This is a genomic window from Streptomyces sp. NPDC093089, from assembly GCF_044754405.1.
GTDB lineage: Bacteria > Actinomycetota > Actinomycetes > Streptomycetales > Streptomycetaceae > Streptomyces.
In genome coordinates this window covers 130477-155074 of sequence record NZ_JBIVPA010000003.1, presented here as the reverse complement: position 1 = coordinate 155074, position 24598 = coordinate 130477, and the positions used below count along the sequence as shown (strand labels likewise).

Here is a 24598-nt window from a genome sequence, read left to right as displayed (position 1 = left end):
TGGGTTATACACCACCGGATTCGATGGACGCCAGGCACCGGAAATGTCGGGCAAGGCGGCCCCAATCACCAGCGACCGGCTCAGCGAAATGCCCTTAATGAGCTGACGGTTGACGGCACATGAGATCCGTGGTGAAGAATCCCCCCGCTCGCGATCGAAGCTCCCGCAAGGCCACTTCCCCGTGCGGGGAGGTGGTCTGATTCGCCATGCCTTGAGGCGCTTCGGTCGAACCCAGGTCCACCGAAGAGGGGAATGGCGTGAAAGCGAGATACGGGCCGGCAATAGCCTGCCTCGTGGTTTCGGCGGTCGTCGGCACCATGCTTCCACAAGTCGCCTATGCGGCACCGGTTTCAGCCGATGACGGCAAGGGAATAACCGGCACTTTAGCCGACTGGTTCACCGAGGACGAAAGCGAGAGGGGGCCGGAACAGCCGACGACCGGCGGGTCCCCGGTACTGCCGAGCCGGGAGAAGCTGCCGCAGGGCAGGGCGGCCGGAAAGCCGCAGCGCGTCAAGGAACTGACGGAGCGTCGCACGTCGAACGCCCGGTACTGGACGTTGTCCGACGGGCGCGTGCAGGCCGAGGTGTCGGCGGAGCCGACGGCGTACCGGTCGGGGAAGTCGTGGAAGGACATCGACCCGACGGTCACGGCGGCCCGGTCCGGGGGCTTCGCCTTCACCAACACGACCAACGTCGCCCGCACCTCCTTCGGCGCCGACGCGGCCAGGCTGCTGCGCTTCGAGGCGGGCAGCGGTCACGCGGTGACCCTGGGCCTGGAGGGCGCGGGCACGCTCGCTCCCGTCGCCGAGGGCGACACCGTCACGTACAAGGACGCCGTGGCCGGCGCGGACCTGACGTACCAGGTGGGTCCGGGGCGGGTGAAGGAGAACATCGTCCTGGACGCCCGGCCCGCCGGCCCGGTGACGTTCACGTTCACCCTGGACGCGGGCGGGCTGACGCCGAGGGCCGACAAGGACGGATCGATCCGGTTCTACGGCGAGGGCGCGGATCCGGTCCTCGTCGTTCCGGCCGCGTTCATGACGGACGCGAGGAAGGACTCCTCCTCGCCGTACGGCACCGGTCACAGCTCCGCGGTCGAGCAGAAGCTCGTCCGGGCGGGCGACGGCTGGAAGCTGACGGTCACGCCGGACGCGAAGTGGCTGGCCGCGCCGGAGCGGCGGTACCCGGTCACGATCGACCCGACGATCTCGATCGCGCCGACGCCGAGCACGGCGCAGGACGTGATGATCTCCTCGGACGGTCCGGCCGACAACTACGACGAGAACTGGCGGCTGTCGGTCGGCAACACCAGCACCGGCGCGTCGCGCGCGCTGCTGCGGTTCCCGCTGACCGGCGTCCCGGCCGGCACCACGCTCGATTCGGCCGACCTGAAGCTGTACTACGACCAGACCCACACCACCGGCGACACCGAGGTACAGCTGGAGGCGCACCGCGCCACGCAGGCGTGGACCGAGGACAAGGCCACCTGGAACAGCGCGAGCACGCTCACGGGCGAGCTGTCGGGCACCTCGGTCGTGGTGGACGACGGCGACGCCGGACGGACGGCCGCCGTCGGCGCCTGGCCGGCGTCGGGCAACACCGCGTACACCCAGTACGCGGTGAACCAGGACTACCTGTACAACAAGGACTCGGTCGCGGGTGACACGTACACCTGGCAGCCGAACCTTCCCGAGAACGGCACCTACCAGGTCGAGGCGCACTACGTCCCGGCGTCGGATCGCGCGACCAACGCGCCGTACACCGTCACGTACGACGGCGGGTCGAAGACGTACACGGTCGACCAGCAGGCCGGCACGGCCGGGGTCTGGAAGACGCTGGGCTCGCACCCGTTCAAGGCGGGCACGCTCGGCAAGATCGTCCTGGGGGACGGTCCGGCGTCGACGAGCACCTCGGTGATCGCGGACGCGGTCCGGTTCACCAAGGGCGGTTCGGTCACCAAGAAGCCGGGCGAGCTCAATGCCTGGCACTCCTTCCCTGTGACGAAGACGGTCCAGCAGTGGATCGACGGCACCTACGCGAACAACGGCTTCGTCATCAAGGCCGGTGACGAGTCCGCCAACGGCCCCAAGGGCGGGCCCCGTTACGAGGGCAGTGAGTACGCGTACGGCGGCGAGACCGCCAACTACCCGCGCCTCGTCATGACCTTCGGGCGTCAGGGCGTCGACCTCGCGACCCCGACGACGATCCACGACACGGGCGCGGAGCTGACCTGGTCGGCGTACCAGGACCCGGATCCCATCGTGACCGGCGACGACATCGCCGAGTACCAGGTCCACCGCTCCGTCACCCAGGCCTTCACCCCGTCGGCGGCCACCCTCGTCGCGCCCGTCGCGTCGACGGCGACCTCGTACACGGACACGAGCGCCGTGCCGACGAAGGCCGACGACCCCGACCCGTTCGGCCGCGCCTACTACTACATGGTCGCGGTCAAGACGAAGGACGGGCAGGTCCTCGCCGCACCCAGCCGGCTCGTACGGCTGCCGAAGGCGGGCCGGACGACGAAGGTCCTGGACGCGACGCAGGACACCACCCTGTCCTCCGCCCGGCCCACGTCCCTCCTCGACACGATCGACGACGGCGGACCGAAGAACTGGCTCAGCGTCGGCAACAACTCCGCCACCTACGGCGACACCCGCGCCGTGCTGAAGTTCCCGGCCCTGGGCATCCCCACCACCGCGCGCGTCCTCGAAGCCGACGTGCGCCTGTGGAGCACCCAGACCTCCACGGACACCGCCGGCGCGGTCTACGAACTCCGCCCGCTGACGCGCGACTTCGACGAGGCCGGCGCGACCTGGGTCAAGGCCGACGCGGCCACGAACTGGGCGACCGCGGGCGGTGACTTCGGCGCGGTCGCGAGCGACACCGGGGCCAAGACGAACGACCCGTCGCGGCACAACTGGACGGTCACCTCGCTCGCGCAGTCCTGGGTGACGAATCCGTCGTCCCAGCGGGGCGTGGTCCTCAAGATGGCCGACGAGGCGGCTCAGCAGGAGCGGACCCTGTTCCTGTCCTCCGAGGGCACGGAGCAGCGCCTGCGGCCCAGGATCGCGGTCACGTACGTCGACTCGACGACCGAGTCGACGTACTACGCGCCGCAGACACCGGCCCGGATCACCCCGAACAGCGACCACACCGTCGAGTTCACCCTCACCAACACCACCACGTCCGTCTGGAAGGCCGGCACCCACGCCCTGAGCTACCGGTGGGCGCTCCCGGACGGCACGGACGCCACGACCGGCGGCAACCAGCTCCAGACGGCCCTGCCCGCCGATCTGCTGCCCGGCGCCTCGGTCACCCTGCAGGGCAAGCTCCGCGCCCCGATCAACTCGGGCTCCGGCAGCAAGCGCACCGAGTACGTCCTCACCTGGGACGTCCGGGACACCGCGGCGGGCACCTGGCTGTCCGGTACGGGCGGTCCGGCGGGGCTGCGGCAGAACGTCACCGTCGAGGACCCGACCTCGGACCAGCTCGGCCTGGAGAAGTTCTCCTCGTACAACGGCAAGAACACCGGCGCGGGTTCGTCGCTGATGAACAACACCGCCGTCGGGAACACCGTCTGGCAGTACAACGCCCTGAGCAACCCGGGCCGCGGTCTGAACACCTTCGTCCGCTTCGCCTACAACACCCAGGACACCTCGGACACCGTCGCCGGTCACGGCTGGTCCGTGCAGGCCGCGGGGCCGATCAGGCTCGGCGCCCCGCTGGACTTCCACCCGAACCCGAACCCGCGGGAGGTGCGGCTGCCCGACGGGGACGGCACCACCCACGTCTTCCGGGTGCAGCCGGACGGCACGTGGAAGGCGCCGGCCGGCGTCCACTTCCGGCTGTCGGCCAAGCCGGGTCTCGACTGCACCCCGGCGAAGGACCCGGTCCCGGACGCCTGGACGATGACGCGTCCGGACGGCACCCGGTTCCTCTTCGGCTGCGACGGCTACCAGACGTCCGTCGTCGACAAGAACGGCAACACCCAGACGTTCACGTACGAGGAACGCAAGTCGAACAACAAGCCGACCAAGTTCCTCACGTACATCACCGACCCCGCCGGGCGGCAGACGCTCACCGCCACCTACTACACCAAGGCGGACTCCAGCAGCCCGAAGGTCGTCGACCACCTGAAGTCGATCACCGACGTCTCGGGCCGCAAGCTGGCCTTCGAGTACTCCGACAAGGGGCTCCTCACCCAGCTGACCGACGGCGCGGGCTCGTCCCAGCCGAAGGTCTTCGGCTTCACGTACGACGCCGAGCAGGGCAACAAGAACGTCAAGCTGGTCCGGATCACCGACCCGCGCGGCAACGCCACCGCTCTCGACTACTACTACCCGAGCGAGGGCGACGACCCGAAGTACCACTGGTGGACCCAGTCCATCACCGACCGCATCGGCGGCGCCACGCGGTTCGCCTACGCCGCGGACACCACCGACACCCGGTTCACGTCCACGGTCGTCACGGACGCCGAGGGCCACGACGCCACGTACGTCACCGACGACTTCGGGCGTCCGGTGCGGTCCGTCAACGCCAAGGCGCAGCAGACCGAGCTGGCGTGGGACGCGGACAACAACGTCACGTACATGGAGGAGAACAACGGCGCCGTCACCGCCTACTGCTACGACCCGCTCACCGGCTACCCGCTGTGGAAGCGCACCGCGGAGCACAACAAGGGCGGGGTCCCGCCGCAGAGCGACTGCGCGCCCGGCAAGTACCCCGCCGACGCCCAGAAGTTCGAGTACGTCAAGCGGCTGGACGGCTACTCCTCCGACCTGTACCGCAAGACGTCGCCGGAGGGCCGCGCCTGGCAGTTCGGCTACGACGCCTTCGGCAACCTGAAGACGGTCACCGACCCGAAGGGCGTCGCGACGCCGACCGCGGGCGACTACACGACCACGTACGAGTACGACGGCCACGGCCTGCTCACCAAGGCCACCGACGCCAACGGCCACTCCACGGTCAACAGCGAGTTCACACCGACCGGTTACCCGGCGAAGATCACGGACGCCCTCGGCAGCAGCACGGGCTTCGCGTACGACGTGCGCGGCAAGGTCACCCAGACGACCGACCCGCTGGGCCACCGCACCACGCAGACGTACGACACCTACGGCCGGCCGCTGGTCAGGACGGCGCCGAAGGACCAGGCCGCGGGCGACCTCATCACCGTTCCGGCACCCGACTACGACGCCAACGACAACGTCACCAAGGCGATCGCGCCCACCGGTGCCGTCTCCACGGCGGTCTACGACGCGGCCGACCAGCTCACCGAGGCCACCTCGCCGCAGGACACGCCGACCGCGCCGCTGCGCCGGACGGTCTACACCTATGACAAGACCGGCCACCTGAAGACCACGACCGAGCCGAAGGGCGTGGCCACGCCCGGGATCCCGGACGACTACACCACCACCCAGAACTACGACGAGATCTACCAGCTCTCCTCGGTGGTCAACGCCCTCGGCGAGAAGATCACGTACGCCTACGACGAGGTGGGCAACAACGTCGAGGTCGTCGACCCGAAGAAGAACCGGACGGCCGACCCCGACGACTTCTCGTCGAAGATGACCTACGACCTGGAGCACCGGGTCACCTCGGTCACCGACCCGCTGGGCAACGTGACGCGCCGCGCCTACGACAAGGACGCGCTGGTCGTCGCCGACACGGACCCCGACGGCAACACCACCTACTCCGGATACGACGAGCGGGGCCGCAAGACCGAGCAGCGGGTTCCGCACTCGGGCTCCGGCGCCGACACCACGTACCGCACCACCCGCTACGAGTACGACCAGGTCGGCAACGCCACCCGGGTCGTCACCCCGCGCGGCACGGAGACCGCGAACGCCGACGACTTCACCAGCCGTACCGAGTACGACGAGCTGAACCGGCCGGTCAAGCAGTACCTGCCGTACGACCCGTCGGACACCCGCTACAACGACCCGAACGTCTACACGCAGACGTTCTACGACGCGGCCGGCCGCGTCACCCGGGCCTCGCTGCCGCCCTCGGAGGGCCAGACGGTCCGCAACGACACCGAGTTCACCTACTTCGACAACGGGTGGACCAGGAGCTCCACCGACCCGTGGGACATCCGGACGAGCTACGAGTACGACGACCTGGGGCTGCAGACCTCCAGGACGCTCAGCTCCGCCGGCGGGTCCGTCAGCCGCACCATGGGCTGGAGCTACTACCCGAACGGCAAGCTGAAGGAGAAGACCGACGACGGCGTGCCGGTCGGCACCGCGGTGCCGCTCGTCGACAACTCCGACGTCCAGCACACCGGTTCCACCGGGACCTGGACCACGGCGAACCTCACCGGGCAGCAGGGCTTCGACCACCGCGTGCACGCGGCCGGAGCCGGGACGGACGCGTTCTCCTGGACGCTGAACATCCCGAAGAACGGCAAGTACACCGCGTACGTGAAGTTCCCTCAGGTCGCGGGCGCCAGCAAGACCGCCCGGTACAAGGTCACCCACGGCGCCGGCAGCACCGAGCGCACGGTCGACCAGTCCACCGCGGCGGGCACCTGGGTCGGCCTCGGCACGTACGACTTCACCCAGGGCAACGCGGCGAAGCTGGAACTGTTCCAGGCCGCCGACGGCAAGGTCGTGGCCGACGGGGTCAAGCTGGTGCGCGACCTCACCGGCGACATCGACGCGGAGAAGCACCACTTCCGCTACGCCTACGACCTGAACGACAACCTCTCGCTGATCGACGACCTGTCGTCCGGCGCCGCGGTCGACACGTACACGATCTCCTACACCGGCCTGAACCGGGTGTCCGGGATCACCGAGACCCTGGCCGGACAGCAGAAGACCAGCACGACCTACACCTACGACGCCAACGACCAGCCCGAGAGCATCACCCACCCCGACCAGTACTCGAAGTACACCTACGACCTGCGGGAGAAGGTCAAGACGGTCTCGGTGGGCACCTCGCCCACGGACACCGACCCCAAGGTCACCTCGTACACCTACACCGACCGCGGTGAGCCGCTGCGGGAGACCAAGGACAACGGCAACACCGTCGACTTCGGCTACTTCCTCGACGGCGCGGTCAGGACCAGCGCGGAGAAGAAGGCCGACGGCACGCTCGTCGCCTCGCACACCTACGGCTACGACGCCAACGGCAACAAGGCGCAGGACGCGTCGAAGAAGATGAACGCCGACAACCACGCGGCGTACCTCGAGTCCACCACCGCGTACAGCTACGACCCGGTCGACCGGATCGCCAAGTCGGTGAAGACCGGCAACGGCGCCGCCACGGAGACGTACGTCCACGACGACAACGCCAACGTCGTCCAGCAGACCGTCGGCGGCGCCGCCACCGACTTCCGCTACGACCGCAACCGGCTCCAGACGTCGACCACCGCGGGATCCGTCACCTCCTTCAACTACGACCCGCTGGGTCGTCAGGAGTCGACGTCCCAGGGCGGGCAGATCGTCTCGCGCAGCGTCTACGACGGCTTCGACCACGTCGTCGAGTCCCAGCAGCGGGACGGCACCGGCGCGATGAAGTCGACGAAGTACACCTTCGACCCGCTCGACCGCACCTCGTCGAAGACCGCGGACGGCAAGACCACGGCCTACCGCTACCTCGGCCTCTCCCAGGAGGTGCTGACCGAGGAGGTGGCCGGCAAGCTCACCAAGTCCTACCAGTACAGCCCGTGGGGCCAGCGTCTCTCCCAGGTCAAGCACAACGAGAACGGGACGACCGAGGACGCCTACTACGGCTACAACAGCCACACGGACGTCGAGACGCTGACCGACGCCGGTGGCGACACCAAGGCCACCTACGGCTACACGGCCTACGGCAACGACGACTCGTCGGAGTTCACCGGCATCGACAAGCCGGACGCCTCCGACCCGACGAAGGAGGAGTACAACTCCTACCGCTACAGCGCCAAGCGGTGGGACGCCGGGTCCGGCACGTACGACATGGGATTCCGTGACTACGACCCGGGGCTGAACCGCTTCACCAGCCGGGACATGTACAACGGGGCCCTGGCCGACATGGGCCTGGGCAGCGACCCCTTCACCGGCAATCGCTACGCCTTCACCGGCGGCAACCCGATCAGCAACGTCGAGATCGACGGCCACTGGTTCGCCCTCGCGATCCCGGCGGTCGCCGTGGCCTTCGTCGCGGCCGTCGTGGTGGTCGTCGCCGTCATCGCCGTCGCCGCTGCCGTCGAGTACGTCGTCAACGAGGTCCGGGACCGGATCGACGAGGCCGACCGGTCGCGGGACGACACCGCCGACGAGCCCGCGCCCGACCCGCGGCGCGTTCCGCGGCCCCAGCCCGAGCCCGACAGCGACGACGATGACGACCAGTCACGTTGCGGCAAGGGCTGGATCAAGTACGGCGACCGGGACGCGGCCAACGGCAACCGGGCCACGGCCGCCGAGGCCTGCCTGACCAAGGAGTACCTGAAGAACAACAAGGGAACCGGCGTGGGTTCCAACCCGCCGGGATACGAGTGGGCGCAGGGCTACGCCAAGGGCAAGGGCCTCGACGCGCAGAAGAACGTCAACGCGTGCCACCTCATCGGCAACAAGCTGGCGGGCAAGGGAGTCCTCGCGAACCTCTCCCCGTGCGCCCGCGGTGCCAACGCCAAGCAGATCGGCTCCACGCAGGGCGACGACCACATGCGGTCGTACGAACTGCAGGTCTACAACGCCGTGATGGCGGGCCAGGACGTCATGTACTCCGTGTCCCCCCGCTACGACGGCAGCAGGACGGTGCCGACCGGTTACGACATCTCCGCGTACGGCGTGAATCCCGACGGTTCCGTCGGGATCGACTTCCAGGTGTTCATCCCGAACACCCTCAGTACGGGAGACAATCTCGGCACACAGAGCGACAACGGTTCACCGGTACCCACGGGGAGCACGCCATGACGGGAACCGGAGCGGACCGCACGGACACGGAACGAGGCACCGATGAGTGAGCCGACCGACCTGGACGCCCTGCGCCGGCTGATGCCGCCGCCGAAGGACGGGGACACGACGGTCGACTGGGCCGCCCTCGCCGCGTCGTGGGGCAAGCCGTTCCCGGACGACTTCCGGCGCTACATGGAGGTCTACGGGGCCGGCGCGGTGCAGAAGTACCTGTCGATCGGCAGGCCGGAGCCCAAGGTGCCGCTGGACCGGGCCCCGCGGGACGGCATGGTGATCGAGACGGCGAACGCCGAGGCCGACTGGGAGACGGAGGAGAAGACGCCCGAGCTGGAGGGCACTTCCCCGGTGCTGATCACCTGGGGGGTCTCCGCCACCGCGGACATGCTGTGCTGGGACGCGTCGGACGACGATCCCGCCCGGTGGCCCGTCCTGGTCTACCACCGCGACGCCATGCTGTGGAGTCGCTACAACTGCGGGATGGTGGAGTTCCTCGTCCGGAACTTCCGTGCCGCCTGGCCGGAGAACCCGCTGGGCGGCGAGTTCCTCTGGGACGTGAGCGAGGTGACGTTCCAACCGCAGGACTGACGCACCGCAGTGGGTGCGAGACGCCCGGCCGGGGCTTCCCGGCCGGGCGTCTCGCGTGAGCGGGGGGGTGCCGTACCGGGCCACGTGGCCGTCGTACCGGGCCGCGTGGGCGGCCGGCCCGCGCCTTCGCGCGCCGCGCGGGCTCCGTCCCGTCAGCCCGGCCCTGCGGTGTCCGAGGTGAGGATCAGCAGGGTGACGTCGTCCTGGATCTTGGGCGCGAAGCGGCTCAGGTCGGCCCAGATCTCGTCGGGCAGCTCGTCGAGGCCGACACCGGTCATCTCGGCCAGGCGCTCACCGAAGGGGTAGAAGGCGCCGGAGGCGTCCCGGGCCTCCAGGACGCCGTCCGACGCCAGGAGCAGCCGGTCCCCGGGCAGCAGCGACACCGTCGCGGCCGTTCCGGGCATGACATCGGCGAGGCCCAGCCCCAGGGGCGGGCCGGGGTCGAGTTCCAGGGTGCTCACGGCCCCGCCGCGCAGCAGGACCGGCGGCGGATGGCCGCAGGCCAGGACGCGGACCTCACGGCCGGACGGCGCGAAGTCCAGGAGGACGGCCGTGGCGAAGAGTTCCGCGTGCTCCGTCCGGGCCGAGTCGGTCACGAGCCTGCGGTCCAGCCGCGCCGCGATCGAGTCCGCGTCCACGTCGTCCAGCACGGCCTCGCGGAACGCCCCCAGGATGGAGGCGACCGTCGCGACGGCCGCCAGACCGTGCCCCTGTACGTCGCCGAGGACGGCCCGCACCCCGTGGGGGCCGTCCCGGACGTCGAAGAAGTCGCCTCCCACCAGGGTGCCGCGCTCGGCGGCCCGGTACAGGCTCGCGCAGCGCACGGGCCCGACCCGCGGCCGTACGTCCGGGACGATGGCCCGCTGTGCCGTCTCGGCGACGGTGCGTTCCAGGTCGAGCTGCTCGTCCCGGCGCCCGCGGACGAACGAGACGAAGACGCTCAGGGTCGCGACGAAACCGAGGGTGAAGAGGTCGGTGTTGCCCGGCCGGTCCAGCTGGAAGAGGGGAATCGTCAGCAGCCCGATCGTCGCGGCTCCGAGGAGCGCCGTGGCCCACGGCCCGTAGGCCAGGACGGCGAGGGGCGACACCGCGCCGAGCAGGAAGCCGATGTCCAGCGGAACGGAGTCGGTGAGGGAGGCCACTCCGACCCCGACGAGCAGCAGCACGGGCAGGACCCGCACCCAGCGGGGCGGCGGGGCCCCGCGCAGCCAGCTCCGCCGGTACTCGCCGGCCGCCGCCTTCCTTGGCTTCACCACACCACCAGGCTCCTACGCCGGAGTGCGCCGCGCATTCCACGGTACCCGCCGCACCGGTCCCCCGGTAGCCGGTGCGATCGGCAGCCTGCCCACCTGACGCCAGGGGGCACCACCGTCGGTGGCCGGCCGGGGGGCGGCCTTGCGGTACCGGGGCACGACGGCCTGCTTCGGCCGGGCGGGCGAGAGCGCGGGGCGGCCGCTGCGGTCAGCGGCAGCGCGCGGTGAGGCCGTTCGCGGCGAGGCCCTGGCGGAAGGAGGCCTTGGCCGCCCCGTACCGCGAGAGGCGGCCGTCCACGAACCACGTGGTGTCCGGCGGGAAGTCGAAGCCGCCGCCGTCGATGCCGTCCCAGCCGTAGCGGAAGTCGAGGTCGACGTGGACGACCGAGCGGATCACGCCCCGCAGGTCGTGTCGGCCGGGCAGGTTGGGGATCGGGCCCTGGTAGTCCATGAGCGAGAAGAGCCGCTTCACCCACTGGTCGCCGCGCTGCTGTTCGAGTCCGTAGACGGCGCCGCCGTCGAATCCCGGCGGGTTGTCCTTCCAGCTGACGCCGACCTGGACCGTCCTGCCCTGCTGGGCGAGCATCGTGGCGTAGGAGCGGTGGGCGTCGTTGGCCCAGTCGCCGCTGCGGAGCCCGTAGCAGACCGAGCCGCCGTCCGCGTCTCGGCCGAAGCTCTGGAAGTCGTCCCAGGCGGCGACGCCCTGGACGTGACCCCGCTCTCCGACGAGGGCGCCACCCGGGGCGACCCCGACACCGGCCACTACACGGCGTGGGGCTTCACCGGCGCCTTCGCCGGGATGTGCGCCCAGGACCTCACCGGCGGCCGGGCCCCCGCCGAGTTCGCCCGGCCCGACTACCGCGAACGGCACGACGGCCGGCCCGTACGCCCATGACGGCACGAAGGGGGCGAACCGCACCTGCCGTCACCCTTCTGAAAAGCACGAGGCAGGGAGCCCATGGGACACCCCGGAGCGGAAGGCAGGTCATGACCGGGCAGCGGACGGACGCGCACGGCGGCAGGGTCACCCTGCACACGGTCGCCTCGGAGGCGGGCGTCTCCGTCTCCACGGTCTCCAGGGTCCTCAACGACCGCGCCGACGTGTCGGCCGACACCAAGGAGCGGGTCGAGGCGGTCATGGACGTCGTCGGCTACCAGCGCCGCCCCGCCCGCCGCCGGGCCCGCGCCGACGGCTACCGGGCCACCATGGAACGTGCCGAACTCCCCGTACCGGCGGGCTTCGCCCCGCACGGGGAGTTCAACGACGCCTCGGGCCGCCGCGAGACGGCCCGACTGCTCGACCGCCTCGCGGCGGCGGGCGAGGAGCCGCCCACCGCGATCTTCGCCGCCAGCGACCTCCAGGCGCTCGGCGCCTTCGAGGAACTGCGGGCCCGAGGGCGCCGGATCCCCGAGGACATCAGCATCGTCGGCTTCGACGACCTGCCCGTCGCCCGCTGGACGCACCCGCCGCTCACCACCGTCCGCCAGCCGCTCTTCGACATGGCGGCCATGGCGGCCAACACCCTGCTCCGGATCATCGACGGCGAACCCGTCGCGAACCTCCGCCTCGAACTCGCCACCCAGCTCGTGGTCAGGGGAAGCACCGCGCCACCCGCCTGACCGGCCCGTACGCGGTCGACGAACCGGTCTGCCGGCAGGGGTGCTACTTCGGCATCAGGACGGTGTCGATGACGTAGACGTTGGCGTTGGCGGTCTTGACGTTGCCGCAGACCACGTTCGCGGTGTCGTTGACCTTGTAGGACTCGCCCGAACCGCTGGTCGTCAGCATGCCCTTCTGCAGGGTCTCGAAGCTGCCGTTCTCCAGCTGCTTCGGCGTCAGCCTCTGGCCGACGACGTGGTAGGTCAGGATCTCGGTGAGCTTCTCCTTGTCCGCGAGGACCTTGTCGAGATCGGCCTTCGGGATCTTCGCGAAGGCGTCGTTGGTCGGCGCGAAGACCGTGATGTCCTCGGCGTTGTTGAGAGTGTCGACGAGCCCGGCCTGCTTGACCGCCGTGACCAGCGTCGACAGGGCCGGGTTGTGGGAGGCCGCGGTGGCGACGGGGTCCTTGGCCATGCCGTCGAAGGAACCGGCGCCCTCCTCGGGAACGGCGGCACAGGCGGGACCGAAGGGCTGGTCGTCCGACGGTGTGCTCGTGGCCGTCTTCGCCTCGTCCCCGGCGGCCGCGGTGGAGGCGGCCTTGGTCTCGCTGCCGGAGTCGGAGCACGCGGCCAGGGAGAAGGGCAGCAGGGCTGCCGCGGCGACGGCGATCGCGGTGCGGCGGATCTTCATGCTGTTCATGGTCTTCTGCTCCTTGAAGGACTGCCGGTAAAGGTGGAAGAACGTGTGAGTCGGGCTGTCGGAATCGACCTGCGGGCCGGTCCCCGAGGTCCCGGAGACGGTGCGGAAGCTGCTCACACCAGGAATTCGGCAGCGCCCGCCCAACGGATTGGCCCACCCCTCGAAAGAGTGAACCGAGCGGCCTCCCATCCGCACGCACGTCCGCTACGAAGTACTGCTGAGAAGCCCCACTCCCCGTGGTGGCCGACCCGACCCGCGGGGTCGCCCCACCACTGCCTCAGCGACGAGTCGAGGACTGACATGCGATGCACGCTCCGCCCCCCGACGGCCGTGCCCGGCCGTCCCTTCGGCTTTCCACCACGGCCGGAGCGCCGCCGATGAACCAACCGATTCCCTTCGGCACCGGCCGTCCCGCCGACACCGGCCGTGCCGACCTCACCGGCGTCATGCGGAAGGTCGCCCACGGCGACAAGCAGGCGTTCTCCGCCCTGTACGACGCCCTCGCGCCCCTGGTCTTCGGGATCGTGCTCAAGGTCGTGCGCGACCGGGCGCAGTCGGAGGAGGTCGCCCAGGAGGTCATGATCGATCTGTGGCGCCAGGCCGCCCGGTACCGGCCCGATGCCGGTTCCGTCAGGACGTGGGCGGCGACCATCGCCCACCGCCGGGCCGTGGACCGGGTCCGCTCCGCCCAGGCCGCCATCGACCGCGAGCACGCCCAGGCAGCCCGCGAGCACACCACCGCGTTCGACGAGGTCGCCGAGCAGGTCGAGACCCGGCTGGAGTCCGAGCAGGTCCGCCGTTGCATGCGCGGCCTGACCGAGCTCCAGCGCCAGGCCGTGACCCTGGCCTACTACCAGGGCCTGACCTACCGTGAAGTCGCCGAAACCCTGCGCACGCCTCTTCCCACCATCAAGACACGCATGCGCGACGGGCTCATCCGGCTCCGCGACTGCATGGGGGTGACCACATGAAGCACCACGCCACCGACGCCCACACCCTCGCCGCCCCCTACGCCCTGGGCGCGCTCGACCCCGGCGAGCGCGCCGCGTTCGAAGACCACCTGCGGACGTGCGAAGCCTGCCGCCAGGAAGCAGCGGAATTCGAGGCCACCGCGGCACGCCTGGCGGCAGCGGTGTCCCAGGTGCCGCCCGCGGCGGCCAAAGCACAGGTCATGGCCGCCATCGACGGCGTACGCCAGCTCCCGCCGCGCGTTCCCACCCCCGTCGCCCCACCCGCCCTCCGCGAGGTGCTGCGCCGCAGGGCCCTGCCGCTCGCCCTGGCCGCCGTCGTGGCAGCCGCCGTACTGGGAGGCGTCGCGGTCTGGCAGACGCAGAACGTACAGGAGCTGGAGCAGCAGGCCCGCCAGGCCCAGCAGGAGCTCGACGCGGTCGGTTCCGTCCTGGCGGCCCCGGATGCCCAGACCGTTCACGGCAAGGCCGCCAACGGGGCTCTGACGACCGTCGTCTCCTCCGAGCAGCAGAACAAGGCCGTCTTCACCGCCGCCAACCTGCCCGCCCCCGGCACGGGCAAGACCTACCAACTCTGGCTCGACCACGACGGCACCATGAGCCCGGCCGGACTGATCGACCACGACGGCACCGTCGTACTCACCGGGAACCCCGCCGACGCGGGCGCCGTCGGCCTCACCCTCGAACCCACCGGAGGATCCCCCCAGCCCACCACCACTCCCCTGATGCTGATGGCCCTCCCCACCTGACGGTTCACCCAGCTGCCCTCAGGAAGGCCGCACCGACCGGCCAAGGACACGGGCGGAGAAAATCCTGGCGCGTGGGGGCCGCGGAAGCGGGTAACGTCTTTGTCATGTTCTTCCAGACGCCGATTTACGAGTGAGAGCGTGACGGGCTCCCGTCGACGACCTTCGACGACGCCGTGCCCGTCCCCCCACCGATGAATCCGTAGCTCACCGCACATCACCACCGGGAGAACCCGTGACCGACAGCAAGAACATCAACAACCCCGTGGGCCAGGGCGGCGGGCAGCGCAAGAGGCTGTCCCGCGCCGAGCGGCAGGACAACGGGCCGCACCGCAACCTCGACCGCAAGGGTGCGGCCGACCAGAAGGCGGAGCTGGTGCGCAAGATGCGCGAGAAGGTACGCGCGGCCGAGGACGTCGAAGAGGCGGGCGACGACACCGCGCAGAGCTGACGCACCGCCGCCGCAGGGCGGCACTCCACGAGGCAGGGCCCGGACGGCCGCACACGTCCGGGCCCTGTCGCCGTGTAGGGGTGCGCTGCCGACCCGACCGCCGGTGACCGCTGTGACCGGAAATCGCCGGGTTCTGCGGGAGAACGGCCCCCGTCGCCTCGTGTCGACGGCGCGTACAGAGGGGTGCGAGATTCAGCGCCTCCCTCGCGCAGAACGCCGACGAGAGGGCGAATTGCCTTATAAATTACCGTATTTGATTGCGGTACATTCCTTCCCCGTCACCAACGGGTGATCAACAAGGGGAGGAACGAACGGGATGAGACGACGGACGTCCGCTCTGCGCGAGCGGCATCCGCTGCCTTCGCCTGGCCGGATGAGGCGCATAGCCTTGGCCACGGCTCTGGTGATGACCTTCGGGCTGATGGAGGGGATGGCGACTGCGGCGATACCCGACCGGGGACCGGTCGAGGGGCCGCAGGACGTGAAGGGGCCGGCCGAGGCGGGGGACGCCGCGTCGGCGTTGCTGATGGCTCGGCTGCAGGGTCGGCGGATCGAGGTGACCGGGGAGCGGACGGAGTCCACGACGAGCTGGGCCAACCCGGACGGCTCGATGTCGTTGGACACGTACACCGGTCCGGTCCGGTTCCAGGACGACGGCGCGACCTGGCGCACGGTCGATCCGAGCCTGGTCGAGGCGCCGGGTGGCGGGGTGCGCGCGGTGGCGCACCCGATGGACCTGGTGCTGGCGGGAGAGTCGTCGGCCGCGGAGGTCGCGCGGGTCGAGGCGTCGGGCGGTGAGCCGGGCGAGAAGAGGACGCCGGCCGTCCCGCTGGTGTCGCTCGACAGCGGTGAGGGTCACGGGATGACCCTGTCGTGGCGCGGTGCCCTGCCGGATCCGACGGTGCACGGGACCGAGGCCCGCTATGCGGGGGTGACGACCGGCACCGACATGGTGATCGAGTCGACCCGGACCGGTTTCGAGCAGTTCCTGGAGCTGAAGGACCGCAGCGCCGTCGACGCCACCGGTTCGGTGACGCTGTCGCTCAAGGCCAAGGGCCTGACGGTCAGGGCCAACGCGGACCGCTCGGTGACGTTCCTGGACAAGGAGACCGGCAAGGAGGCGGGCGTCCTGCCCGCGCCGGTGATGTGGGACGCGACGGTCGACCCGAACACGGGCGAGCACGAGAACCGCGCGGACGTCGGCCTGAAGGTCACGCAGAACGGCAGCGCGGTCGACCTCACGCTCACTCCGGACGCGGCCTTCCTCGCCGACCCGGCGACGAGGTTCCCTGTCACGGTCGACCCGGCCGTGAACATCGGGGCGAGCTTCGACGCCTTCGTGCAGCAGGGGTTCACGTCCGACCAGTCGGCCGCGACGGAGCTCAAGCTGGGCTACAACGGCGAGGGCCAGGTGGCCCGTTCGTTCCTGGCCTTCCCGATGGCGAAGATCTCCGGCAAGGTGATCAAGTCGTCGAGCCTGAACCTGTGGAACTTCCACTCCTGGTCGTGCAGTGCGCGCAGCTGGGAGGTCTGGGACACCAGCTCCGCCTCCACCGCCACGCGCTGGACCTCCCAGCCGAACTGGAACCGGAAGTGGTCCACCTCCACGGCCACCAAGGGCTACTCGTCCTCGTGTGCCGACGGCTGGGTGAGCACGGACATCACCAGCCTGGCCGCCGCTTGGGCGGCGAACGGCAACGGGACGAACACGCTCGGCATCCGGGCCACGGACGAGACCGACGAGTTCGCCTGGAAGAAGTTCAACTCCGGCAACGCGGCCTCGAACACGCCCTACATCTCGGTCACGTACAACACCAAGCCGGGCGCGGCCACGCCGCTGTCCCCGCTGACCGGTGCGGCGACGAACGACACGACGCCGACGCTGTCGGGCAAGGCCGTCGACGCCGACGGCAACACCGTCCGGCTGACGTTCGAGGTCTGGAAGTCCGACGGGACGGCGGCGCTGCAGTCGGGCACCTCGGCGTACGTCGCCTCCGGTGCCACCGCGACCTGGACACCGGGCACGGCCCTGGCGCAGGGCTCGTACAAGTGGCGGGCGGCGGTCTACGACGGTCAGGACTGGAACGGCACCTGGTCGGCCTGGCAGACCTTCACGGTCGACACCACCAAGCCCGGCGCGCCGTTCGTCTCCTCGACGGACTACCCGCAGGACAACCTGTGGCACGGTGGCGGCGGCGTACCGGGCACGTTCACGTTCACCGCGGCCTCCGGCACGGCGGACCTGGCCGGCTACGTCTACTCGCTGGACGGCGCCGCGGCGGTCACCGTCGCCGCGACCGGCACGGCAGCGGTGACGGTGACCCCGCCCGCCGACGGCCACCGCACGCTGCGCGTCCAGGCGAAGGACAAGGCGGGCAACCTGTCGACGGCCGTGGTGTACGACTTCCTGGTCGGCCAGGGCGCGATGCTGCGGCCCGCCGAGGGCGCGGTCAGCGCGCGACGCGTCCAGATCGCCGTCGACGCCCAGCCGAAGTACACCCGCGTCACGTACCAGTGGCGGCGCGGCCCGGGCGCCTCGGTCTACGACGTGCCGCTCGCGAACCTGACCAAGCAGGACAACACCCCGGTCACCGCCCCGAAGACCCCGCTGGCGGACATCGGCGCGTACGCGAACTGGTCGGTCCTGGAGACCCTCGGCCAGGTCGGCGGTGTCGTCCAGGTCCGGGCGATGCTGTACACCAACAGTGACACGGACCCCGCGTACATCAGCGAGTGGCGCGGCTTCACCGTCGACCCGAACGCCGACGGCGCCGCCACCGACGAGATCGGCCCCGGCTCGGTGAACCTGCTGACCGGTGACTACTCGGTGAACGTGACGGACACCGACGAGTTCGGCCTGTCCTCGACGCGTACGGCCTCCTCCCGGGGCACGGACCGCGGCTGGATGCCGCAGGGCCAGCGCCTGACCGCGAACCAGCAGGACGTCTCGACGGACCTGACGGGCTTCTCGGCGACCACGGCGACGCTCACCCGGGACACCGCGCTCGGCCAGGACGGCTCGACCGACTCGCTGAAGGTCGTCCCCACCACGAACACCAGCGGCGACTCCTTCGCCATGGTCGGCGGCGACCAGAACGCCCTGCAGCTGGGCATGAAGCCGGGCAGGACCTACCGGTTCTCCGCCTGGGCGTACGTCCCCTCGGCGACCGGCCTGTCCCCGCAGCACGCACGCGGCCTGCGCCTGTACGCGGGCTTCTCCACGCCCGGCGGCTTCGTCGAGCCGACCTCCCGGAAGGTGCCGTACACCGACGCGTGGGCCGAGCTGACGCTCGACTTCACCGTTCCGAAGGACGCCACGACGGCGTTCCTGCGGCTGTACAACGGCTTCCCGGCGAACTCCGGCAAGGCCGTGTACTTCGACCACCTGTCGCTGCGCGAGCTGGTCGCCCCGTTCGGTCCGGAGTGGGCCGGCGGCGCGGCGGGCGGTGTGACGGACAACGAGCTGCACGCGCTGACCTTCCCGGGCAAGGACGTCGCGGTCGTCACCGGCTACGACGACTCCACGATCACCTTCGCGAAGAGCTCGGACGGCACGTTCAGCCCCGAGCCGGGATCGGAGGGGCTGATCCTCGCCGCGTCCGGCGCCGACTACGTCCTGACCGACGACGACGGCACGGTCACCCGCTTCAGGAAGCAGACCGGCTCGGACGTCCACGTCGTGGACTCCGTCTCCGGTACGGACGAGGCGTCGACCAGTCGGTACACGTACGACACGACCGACGGCCGCACCCTCGTCAAACGCGTCATCGGCGAGGCCGAGCCGGGCGTGGACGACACCGGCCAGTGCACCGGTGCCGTCCCCGCGCGAGGCTGCGAGGTTCTGGAATACGTCTACGCGACGGCCACCACCGCCACGGCCACCGTGCCCGGTGACGTCGCCGACCGCGTGAAGGCCGTGCGGGTCTGGTCGTGGGACCCGGCCGCGAGCGCCGTGAACGCCGTCGACACGGCCGCCTACCGCTACGACGCCCAGGGCCGCCTCGTCGAGGCGTGGGACCCGCGCAAGGGCTCGGCCGCGGACACGGCGGTCCTCAAGACGGTCTACGCGTACGACGCCGGAAACCGTCTGACGAAGATCGACACCGCGGGCGAGCTGCCCTGGACGTTCGACTACGGCAAGGCCGGGGCCGACCAGGACCCGGGCCGTCTGCTCCAGGTCCGTCGTCCGGCGCTCCAGCCGGGCAGCAAGGACGTGGTCGAGGGCGAGACCGTCTCGAAGGTGGTCTACGAGGTCCCGCTGACCCGGGCGGCCGGTGGTCCGTACGACCTCGACGGCGCGAGCACCGCGAAGTGGGGTCAGGCGGACGTCCCGACGGACGCCACCGCCGTCTTCGACGTCGAGTCCACTCCGGCCGTGAACACGGCCACCGCCACCGTCCCCGGCACCGACGGCTACCAGCAGGCGGTCGTCCGCTACCTGAACGCCTCGGCACAGGAGGTGAACACCGCCACCTGGTCGCCGACCGGGGCGGGTGACATCGACACGGCCGAGTTCGACCGCTTCGGCAACACCGTCCGCACCCTCGACGCCACCGGCCGCCTCCTGGCGCTCGGCCTCGGCGAGAACGTGGACGAGAAGGTCGTCGAGCTGGGGCTGCCCGACGAGTCCGCGGCCCGTGCCGCGCTGCTCGACTCCCGCAGCGTCTACAGCCGCGACGGTCAGGACCTCCTGGAGGAGACCGGTCCGGTCTTCCGCGCCCTGCTCGACGAGGCGGTGCCGGCGCAGGCCGACCCGCCGATGCCCGCACTCGCCGCCGGTGCCTCCGTCGTCGCGCGCGAGCACACCGTGCACCGGTACGACGAGGGCAAGCCCGACGGCGCGGCCTACCACCTGGAGACCACCACCCTCGACGGCGCCCGCGTCGAGGGCTACGTCGACGACGTCGAGGTCCGGGTCACCAAGACCGGCTACGGCACCCCGATCGGCGGCACGTCGGGCTGGACGCTGCGCACCGAGACCTCGGTGACGACGGACGCCGTGACCGGCGGGGCGAACCTGACCGCCGCCATCAAGTACGACGCGGCGGGCCGCGCCGTCGAATCCCGCAGGCCGGGCTCGAACGGCGCCGACACCGGCACCGTGAAGACCCTGTTCTACACGGCCGGCGCCCACCCCGACGACGCCGCGTGCGGCAACCGCCCGGAGTGGGCCGGCGACCCGTGCGTCACGCTGCCCGGCGGCAAGGTCACCGGTGCGGACACCGCCCGCATGCCCGACACCCTGCCGGTCAAGCGGATCACCCGGTACTCCCGCTTCGGCGACGTCGAGGAGACCACCGAGACCAACGCGGGCAGGACCCGCACGTCGACCACCGTCTACGACGCGGCCGACCGGATCGTCTCCACGAAGATCACCGGCGACCTCGGCCAGGACCTCCCCGAGGTCACCACCGAGTACGACCCGGCGACGGGCAACGCGGTCAGGACCACGGCCGGCGGCAAGACCATCAGCCGGACCTTCGACGCGCTCGACCGGCTGCTGTCCTACACGGACGCCGACGGCGGCACGACCACGACCGAGTTCGACAGGTTCGGCAAGCCGGTCAAGGTCGCCGACAACACCGGAACCACCACCTACACCTACGACCGCGCCAAGGAACCCCGCGGCATGGTCACCTCCGTGACCGACTCCGTCGCGGGCACCTTCACCGCGAAGTACGGCCCCGACGGCCAGCTCACCGAGCAGACCTACCCCGGCGGCTACGTCCGCAAGGACGGCTTCAACGCGAGCGGCACGGCCACCGGCCGTACGTACAGCCGCGTCTCCGACGGCGAGGTCGTCTACGGCCAGCACCTGGACATGACGACCCAGGGCGCCGTCGCCGCGGACACCAACTCCACCGACAGCAAGGAGTACACCTACGACCGGCTCGGCCGCCTGACCAAGGCCGCCCAGACCACCGTCGCCGGCTGCACCACCCGCGCCTACGCCTTCGACGAGGCCGGCCGCAGCACCACCGGCCGCATGAACCGCACCTCCAAGACGGTGTACGACGCCGCCGAGGACGGTTCCTGCACGTCGGCGAACGGCACGGTCACGGCCGGCTCGTACGACAGCGCCGACCGGCTCCTGACCGACGGCTACGCGTACGACGCCTTCGGCCGCACCACGGCCACCGGCACCGGCTCCACCAACACCTACTGGGACAACGACCTCGTCGCCTCCCAGACCGCCGGCGACAAGCGCCAGTCCTGGTCCCTCGACCCGGCCCACCGCTTCACCGCCTTCACCACGGAGGCCAAGCAGGCCGACGGCACCTGGGCCAACGCGACCAGCAAGCTCAACCACTACGGAGACGACTCCGACGAGCCCCGCTGGACCATCGAGGACACCACCCAGGGCACCCTCACCCGCAACGTCTCCGGCCCGGACGGCGACCTGACCGCCACCACCTCCGCGACCGGCGACGTGGAGCTGCAGTTCGCCAACCTCCACGGCGACGTGGCGGTCACCCTCGACACCGCGACGACCTCGCCGAAGGTCTTCGCCTTCGACGAGTTCGGCGTCCCCGCCGAGGGCCAGGCCACCCAGCGCTACGGCTGGCTCGGCGCCAAGCAGCGGTCCTCCGAGGCGCTCGACGACGTCGTCCTCATGGGCGCCCGTCTCTACGCGCCCGCGCTCGGCCGGTTCCTCCAGGTCGACCCGGAGCCCGGCGGCAACGCCAACCCGTACGACTACTGCAGCGGCGACCCCGTCAACTGCACGGACCTCGACGGGAACTGGGGCTTCAGCTTCAAGAAGATGTTCAAGCGCGTCGCCCGCGTAGCGGAAATCGCCTCGTACATCCCCGGCCCCATCGGCAACATCGCCTCCGCCGTCGGAGCGATCTCCTACGCCGCCACCGGCAACTGGCGCAAGGCCGCCGAGATGAGCGTCGGCGTCGCCTTCGGATCCGCCGGCCGCCTCGCGGTCAGAGGCTTCAAGGCGGCGCGCGCCCTCCGCAAGGCGGGCCGCGTCAGCCGCATGGCCTCACGGGCGAAGAGGGTCTTCCGGCGCTCACGGTGCAACTCCTTCGCACCGGACACACCCGTGCTGATGGCCGACGGCAGCTACCTGCCGATCGGAGACGTGCGGGCGGGTGACCTGGTGACGGCGCTGGACCCGGCGACCGGTCTGACCACCGCCCAGCCCGTCCTGGAGGTGTACACCGGCTCCGGCACCAAGCACATGGTGGCGATCGACACGGACCTCGACCCGGCGACCCCGCCGCTCACGGCGACCGCCGACCACCCGGTGTGGGTCGAGGACAAGGGCTGGACCAAGGCCGTCGACCTCGTCCCCGGCGACGCGCTCCGGTCGACGGACGACACGGCCCACGAGGTACGGGCCGTCCGCAACCTCGGCGAGCTCGCGGACCAGCTGGTCTTCAACCTCAACGTCGGGAACGTCCACACGTACGTCGTCTTCGACGGCACCGCGGACACGCTCGTCCACAACGCCAGTTGCAACCTCAACCGGCACGCCAGGAAGGCCCCCCGCAAGCGGGGCGTCTACGTCATCAAGTACAACAACGGCTCGTACTACGTCGGCAAGTCGAAGAACATGCACCGGCGCATGCACCAGCACGACAAGAAGGGCAAGCTCAACAACGTGAAGTCGATCCGCTACCACGAGCGGAGCAAGGGCAGCCTCCGCAGGCTCGAACAGGGCTTGTACAATCGCTACAAGTGCTACGGCGGCGCGACGCTGACCAACAAGATCCGACCGTCCAGGAAGTACGCTCACTGCTGACGGTGAGGGGGGTGGGGACGTTCCGTCCCCACCCCCCTTTCTTTCTTCCCCCGGAGGAGTAGGCATGAAGATCGCCCGACGGCGCGACGGGTGGTCCGAGATGTTCGTGACCGACGAACCGTGGGATCCCGCGTACGCCGAGCGGTTCGAGGACGGCACCTGCGACGGGCTGGTCATCGGAGCACCCGCACGCCGCAGGACCGGCCCCGCCGCCGACCTCGCCTTCCTCCCCGACGTCCCCGGGCTGCGCAGCCTCCGCGTCCTCGGCGGCGTCCCGGACCTCTCCCCCGTGACGCGCTGCCCCGCACTCGTACGGCTGCGCCTTCCCGCGTCCGCCACCGGGGAACTGGACCTGTCCGGCCTGCCGGAACTCCGGGAACTGGAGGCCCCGTGGCCGGTCGTGTCCCGGTCCCTCCCCCTCCTGCCGTCCCTCGACGACCTCGTCCTGCCCGAGTGGAAGGGCGCGTCCCTCTCCGCGCTCGGACCCAAGCCGGCCCTGCGCAAGCTCCGCCTCGAAACCGGCCGCAAGCACGTCACCGACATGGAAGGCGCCCCGCTCTTCCCGGCCCTCCGCGAACTCCGCCTCTACGACGGCCGGATCGCCCGTCCCGAGCTGCTGACCGGTGCCGCGGCGCTGCAGGACGTGTCCCTGCTCTCCGCCAAGTCCGACACGATCGCCTTCGTCTCCGGTCTCCCCCTCCTCCAGCGCCTCGAACTGGAGAACAGCGGCGACATCGCCTCCCTCTCCCCCGTCGCCGACCACCCCGCACTCCGCGAAGTGATCCTCTCCGGTTCGACGCGCGTGGTCGACGGCGACCTCTCCCCCCTCCTCGACAACCCCCGCCTCGCCTTCGTCGCCCTCGAACGCGGCCACGCCCACTACAGCCACGCACCGCGCGAGGTCCGCAGGGGCTGACGGGCAGCGGTCGTTCAGCGGTTCGTCCAGCCTCGCTCGACGGTGCCGGGGACATCCCCACCACGCCCTCGCACGGTGTCAGGTGGGGACGATCTCCGCAGCACCGAAGGAGACGTCGAAGCGGTCGCACCAGATGCTCACGCTCGTGTATGCCGACAAGTCGAGGTCCGCCGGCAGCTGATAGTTCTGGTCGCCCTTGTTCCCCTTGAGCTTGGCGAGGTTGACGTACTTCCCGTCGTCGAAGACGCCCCAGCCGGCCTTCCCCTCCTTCACCGGCGCGTCGCTCAACCACACGCGCAGGTCGGGACCGTTGCTCGTGTCGAGGCCTTCGAGCCGGAGCGTGTGGGTGCCGTCGGCGAGCCGGACGATCTTCACCGTGCCGGTCGTCGTGTGCTCGTGGCTGATGAACGAGCCCTGCGCCACGGTGGTCGGGCCGGCCGGCATTGCGGACGGCGCGGCCGCCCCGGAGGACGACGGGCTCGTGGGCACCGTTCGCGGCCCGGTCGGCGTGGCCGCGGAGGGCAGCGCCTCGTTGACGGTCTCGTCCACCCACAGCGCCCAGGGCTTGAACCACACCAGCCCGGCCACCACGACCACCGCGGCGCCGAGCACCGCCCCCGCCCACCACTGCTTCTTCGTGACGCGCCCCACGGCGCACCTCCTTCACACCTCACGTCTTCTCCGACCCATCCAACGCGACCGGCCGTACCGGCGAAAGGTCCTACAGGAG

Annotated in this window: 13 protein-coding genes; 9 read left to right on the top strand and 4 right to left on the bottom strand. The window is 70.6% G+C overall.

All coding sequences use genetic code 11. The features are described from left to right. Positions 1–317: 317 nt before the first annotated feature. Together ACIQFX_RS07635 and ACIQFX_RS07630 are read left to right on the top strand one after the other, a co-directional pair. Positions 318–8897 carry a DNRLRE domain-containing protein gene (locus ACIQFX_RS07635; protein WP_402459819.1) on the top strand — a complete coding sequence of 2860 codons (8580 nt, stop codon included), beginning with the start codon at positions 318–320 and terminating at the stop codon, positions 8895–8897. 42 nt (positions 8898–8939) lie between these two features. Then, positions 8940–9482 carry a hypothetical protein gene (locus ACIQFX_RS07630; RefSeq protein ID WP_402459817.1) on the top strand — a complete coding sequence of 181 codons (543 nt, stop codon included), beginning with the start codon at positions 8940–8942 and terminating at the stop codon, positions 9480–9482. 152 nt (positions 9483–9634) lie between these two features. On the opposite strand, the gene ACIQFX_RS07625 is transcribed toward ACIQFX_RS07630, so the two are convergent. Both ACIQFX_RS07625 and ACIQFX_RS07620 read right to left on the bottom strand, forming a co-directional pair. Further along, entirely contained in the window at positions 9635–10738 is a 1104-nt protein-coding gene (locus ACIQFX_RS07625; RefSeq protein WP_402459815.1) for a PP2C family protein-serine/threonine phosphatase, read from the bottom strand. 205 nt (positions 10739–10943) lie between these two features. After that, positions 10944–11498, bottom strand: coding sequence for a hypothetical protein (locus ACIQFX_RS07620; protein WP_402459813.1), 555 nt, complete (start codon positions 11496–11498; stop codon positions 10944–10946). Here ACIQFX_RS07620 and ACIQFX_RS07615 point away from each other — a divergent pair. Then, complete coding sequence (locus tag ACIQFX_RS07615; RefSeq protein WP_402459811.1) at positions 11445–11630, top strand: hypothetical protein; 186 nt, start codon at positions 11445–11447, stop codon at positions 11628–11630. The two genes, ACIQFX_RS07620 and ACIQFX_RS07615, sit on opposite strands and share 54 nt — an antisense overlap. A gap of 92 nt (positions 11631–11722) precedes the next feature. Continuing rightward, complete coding sequence (locus ACIQFX_RS07610) at positions 11723–12355, top strand: LacI family DNA-binding transcriptional regulator (protein WP_402459809.1); 633 nt, start codon at positions 11723–11725, stop codon at positions 12353–12355. A 43-nt stretch (positions 12356–12398) separates the two neighbouring features. On the opposite strand, the gene ACIQFX_RS07605 is transcribed toward ACIQFX_RS07610, so the two are convergent. Further along, complete coding sequence (locus tag ACIQFX_RS07605; protein ID WP_402460676.1) at positions 12399–13034, bottom strand: fasciclin domain-containing protein; 636 nt, start codon at positions 13032–13034, stop codon at positions 12399–12401. 377 nt (positions 13035–13411) lie between these two features. Here ACIQFX_RS07605 and sigK point away from each other — a divergent pair, with 377 nt between their 5' ends. The 5 genes from sigK to ACIQFX_RS07580 all read left to right on the top strand — a co-directional run bounded on the left by sigK (position 13412) and on the right by ACIQFX_RS07580 (position 23868). After that, on the top strand, positions 13412–14005 hold the full coding sequence (sigK, locus tag ACIQFX_RS07600) for an ECF RNA polymerase sigma factor SigK (RefSeq protein WP_402459807.1): 594 nt from the start codon (positions 13412–13414) through the stop codon (positions 14003–14005). Beyond that, a complete protein-coding gene (locus ACIQFX_RS07595) occupies positions 14002–14751 on the top strand; it encodes an anti-sigma factor domain-containing protein (RefSeq protein WP_402459806.1) in 750 nt (249 codons plus the stop codon). Before sigK ends, ACIQFX_RS07595 begins: the two co-directional genes overlap by 4 nt. Before the next feature lie 232 nt (positions 14752–14983). Continuing rightward, complete coding sequence (locus tag ACIQFX_RS07590) at positions 14984–15199, top strand: DUF6243 family protein (RefSeq protein WP_402459804.1); 216 nt, start codon at positions 14984–14986, stop codon at positions 15197–15199. A 388-nt stretch (positions 15200–15587) separates the two neighbouring features. After that, positions 15588–22952: a DNRLRE domain-containing protein gene (locus ACIQFX_RS07585; protein ID WP_402459802.1), complete on the top strand. Its 7365-nt coding sequence runs from the start codon at positions 15588–15590 to the stop codon at positions 22950–22952. A gap of 64 nt (positions 22953–23016) precedes the next feature. After that, complete coding sequence (locus tag ACIQFX_RS07580; RefSeq protein ID WP_402459800.1) at positions 23017–23868, top strand: hypothetical protein; 852 nt, start codon at positions 23017–23019, stop codon at positions 23866–23868. Between the two features lie 78 nt (positions 23869–23946). Here ACIQFX_RS07580 and ACIQFX_RS07575 read toward each other — a convergent pair whose 3' ends face one another. Next, positions 23947–24519, bottom strand: coding sequence for a DM13 domain-containing protein (locus ACIQFX_RS07575; protein WP_402459799.1), 573 nt, complete (start codon positions 24517–24519; stop codon positions 23947–23949). Between the last annotated feature and the right edge of the window lie 79 nt (positions 24520–24598).